This is a genomic window from Plantactinospora sp. A48 (assembly GCF_055793945.1).
In genome coordinates this window covers 1-3,319 of record NZ_JBTIXF010000121.1, presented here as the reverse complement: position 1 = coordinate 3,319, position 3,319 = coordinate 1, and the positions used below count along the sequence as shown (strand labels likewise).

The 3,319-nt window shown below is 69.1% G+C and carries 4 protein-coding genes; 2 read left to right on the top strand and 2 right to left on the bottom strand.

The genetic code is table 11. The features are described from left to right. The coding region (locus tag ACXN5W_RS30160; RefSeq protein WP_473161782.1) for a glycogen debranching N-terminal domain-containing protein at nucleotides 1-1,123 on the bottom strand (1,123 nt) is incomplete at its 3' end. Next, the gene (locus ACXN5W_RS30155; RefSeq protein WP_473161781.1) at nucleotides 1,120-1,494 is read right to left on the bottom strand and encodes an SCP2 sterol-binding domain-containing protein; all 375 of its coding nucleotides are present in this window, start codon (nucleotides 1,492-1,494) and stop codon (nucleotides 1,120-1,122) included. The genes ACXN5W_RS30160 and ACXN5W_RS30155, both read right to left, overlap by 4 nt. Before the next feature lie 319 nt (nucleotides 1,495-1,813). On the opposite strand from ACXN5W_RS30155, the gene ACXN5W_RS30150 reads away from it, so the two are divergent. Then, nucleotides 1,814-2,188: an SCP2 sterol-binding domain-containing protein gene (locus ACXN5W_RS30150; protein WP_473161780.1), complete on the top strand. Its 375-nt coding sequence runs from the start codon at nucleotides 1,814-1,816 to the stop codon at nucleotides 2,186-2,188. Next, nucleotides 2,185-3,319 (top strand): glycogen debranching N-terminal domain-containing protein (locus tag ACXN5W_RS30145; RefSeq protein ID WP_473161779.1); only part of this gene is annotated, 1,135 nt, incomplete at its 3' end. The genes ACXN5W_RS30150 and ACXN5W_RS30145, both read left to right, overlap by 4 nt.

Here is a 3,319-nt window from a genome sequence, read left to right as displayed (position 1 = left end):
CGGGCCGTTCCAGCCGGCGTACGGTGTCGGCGTCGCCGGTCCACCGCTCGTACTCGTCCAGCAGGATCACGTACAGCGGGGTCGCGTCGGCGCTGCCGTAGTACGGCGAATGCGGCTGCTCCTCGAACCCGGTCGACTCCCCGTACCGCAGCTCGTGTGCGATCTTGCCGGGTTCCTCCTCCCGGAAGTCGTCCAGGACGATGCCCTGTAGCAGCGTCAGCAGCTGGAGGGTGGTGGCCGCGAGGTCCGGGGCGAACGGCAGCGCCTGCAGGCTGGTGATGATGCTGTCCCGGCCGAAGATGGCCATGAACCAGGGCAGCCCGGCGGCGGGCAGGCTGTGGCCGCCGCCGGTCAGCGGCGTGAAGCGCAGCGCCGCGAGATCGATCAGACTGCGTTCGTACGTCCGGCGCAGCGTCGCCGACTCGCAGTTCAACCGGGGCAGCGCGTCGAGCCACAGCCGCAGGTCGCGGCGCAGTTCGGCACGCACCCGGCCGGGCTTGCCCTGGAGAGATTCCCGTAGGTCCCGTCCGTCCACCCCGAGCGTACGGATGCGCAGCTCGGTGACCCACTCGCCGTGCGGGGGAAGCTGGATGTCGTAGCTGAGGCCCTGTTCGTCGATCATGGCCGGCACGCTGCTGGAGATTTCCGTCTCCCGGCGGAAGGCCCCGCGTTCGTAGCGGAGGCGCAGCGAGCCGCGTTCGACGAAGGCCTGGTACGAACCCTTCTTGGCCTGTATGTCCTTGATTTCGAACAGGTCGGCGAAGTCGCATCCGGCCTCGATCCGGATCCGCAGCTCGACAGGTCGCGGCTGCTGGTTGATCACCGTCAACCGCTCGGTGAAACTGGCCCCGATCGTGCGCTCCCGGATGGCCGAGACATTGATGTCGGTGACCGGGGTCACGGGGATCGGAACGACGAAGAAACGGGCTTCGAAGTACTCGACCTCCTCGACGGAGAGCGCGCCGACCGGCCTGCCGTCGATGGTGAGGATCCACTTCGACAGGAACCGGGTGTCGAACGAGAACAGCCCGGTCGGGATGCTGGGAGAGGCGTCGATGTTCCCGTTCTCCTCGGACAGCACGAAGGTGTTGCCGTCCAGCAGCCGGACGAGTTGGTCGTTCATGTCCGGTGACCCCGCTTCGCGAACTCCCGCGGGTGGCTCGCGCCCGGGGGTCCCGGCAGGAGTCCCTGCATGAGCCGGGCCAGTCGGACGTCCCCGGAAACCCGGATCTCGTTGCGTACCCAGGCCGTGTAGAGGTGTGTCCGGCCCGTGACGAGATCGTCGAAGAGGCGCTTGTCGGCCCGCACCAGACAGTCGCACCTGGCGTCCTCGCGGAAGACCCGGAGATCTCCCCGCTGGATCGTCAGGTACCACCGGTCGACACCACCATCCCGGGCGACGTCGAAGCGTATCGTCCCCATGCCCGATTCGAGCAGTGGCTCGTGGCCGCGCCGGCCGAGGCTGGTGAAGAACTCGGCCGTGGGATCGGACATCTGGCCCCCTCGGATCGTCCGCCTCGGACAGCCGCCGGCCGCGAAACCACCCGGCGCTGGTCTCGGAACGGCACGGCACTGGTACCTCGGAACAGCTCTGGCCGGGTCAGCCTGCCCCGTCGAAGGGTGGTGGAGCCTCGCCCGGGCAGGGTGAGATCACGCCCGGCGACCGAGTCTGGTCACGCTGACCGGGTCTGGTCACCGGCCACCGGGTCGGATCACGGCGAACGGGGATTCACCCGGGCCGGGTGATGCGCCGGAACCAGGTCCCGGGCGATGCTGCGGACAGGGCGCGCAATCGCGGGGGGGTGGGGGTGTGATGTCCGAGACGACCGAGCGGTTCTTCGCGGACCTCGGACGCCATGGCCACGAGCGGCTGCTGCGCAAGACGACCGGCACGATCCGGTTCGATCTCGCCCACGAGCACGGGGTCGACCAGTGGTTCGTGGAGATCGACCACGGGACCGTCCGGGTGTCCCGGGAGGCGCGGGAGGCGGACACCGTGGTCCGGGCCGATTGCGGCTTCTTCGACCGGATGGCGCGGGGCGAGGAGAAGCTGGTGCCGGCGTGGCTGCGCAACGACATCACCAGCGAGGGGAAGTTCCGGATGCTCGTCCTGTTGGAGCGTCTCTTCGCGCCGCCGCCCGGGGCGCGGCATCCGCGGGACCTGGGCCGCCGGGAGGGACCACGATGAAGTCGGAACTGGTGCGGATCCTGGACGGCAACATCTTCGTGTTGAGCGACGGCAGCGGCGACATCGAGGCCAGGCCCACCGTGCCGTGCGGCTTCTTCTCCGCCGACACCCGCTTCCTGTCCAGGTGGGTCCTGAGCATCGACGGGGAGCGGCTGAACGCGCTGGCGACGGACGACATGGACTACTTCGACGTCCGGTTCTTCCTGGTGCCCGGGGAGCCAACCCACTACGTGGACGCCAAGGTGTCGCTGATCCGCGAACGTGCCGTGGCCGGCAGTTTCGAGGAGCGGTTGACGGTGCTGAACCACGACCGGGCGCCGGCCGAGTTCACCGTTCGGATTGACGCGGAGGCCGACTTCGCGCCGGTGCTCCGGGTGGGGACGCAGCAGTTGGCGCTCGCCGGTGAACGGTACAAACGGGTCGTCGACGGTTCACTGCGGCTCGGCTACCGGCATGAGAAGTTCTGGCGCGAGACCGTAATCTCCACCTCGGAGCCAGCGGAGATCGACGAGGACGGGCTCAGCTACCGGATCAGGGTTGAACCGCACGGCCAGTGGAGCACCCGGTTGCACGTGCAGGGACTGGTGCTGCGACCCGACGGCGAGGACGTCCGCGACCATGTCTATCCGGGACGGATTCGATGCGACCGTTCGGAGTTGCGGCGTGATCTCGCGGCGTGGCTCGGCAGGGCGCCCGAGCTGGGCTGCGAGTGGGAGACGGTGGCGGGCACGTACCGCCAGTCCCTCGTGGATCTCGCGGCGCTGCGGTATGCGCCGCTGACGCTGCCGCACGAGGCGCTGCCCGCGGCCGGCCTGCCCTGGGGGGCCACCCTCACCGGCCGGGACAGCATCATCACCAGCCTGCAGGCGCTGCCGTTCGTCCCGGATCTCGCTCTCGCGACCCTCCGGATGCTGGGCCCCGACCAGGGCGCGGTGCTGGATGACTTCCGCGACGAGGAGCCTGGGAAGATCCTCCGCGAGATCCGGTTCGGCGAGGCCGCGGCGTTCGAGGAACGGCCCCAGTCACCGTACTTCGGGGCCGCGGACACCACTCCGCTGTACGTGATCCTGCTCGACGAGTACGAGCGGTGGACCGGCGACGCCGACACCGTGCGGGAATTCGAGGAGGAGA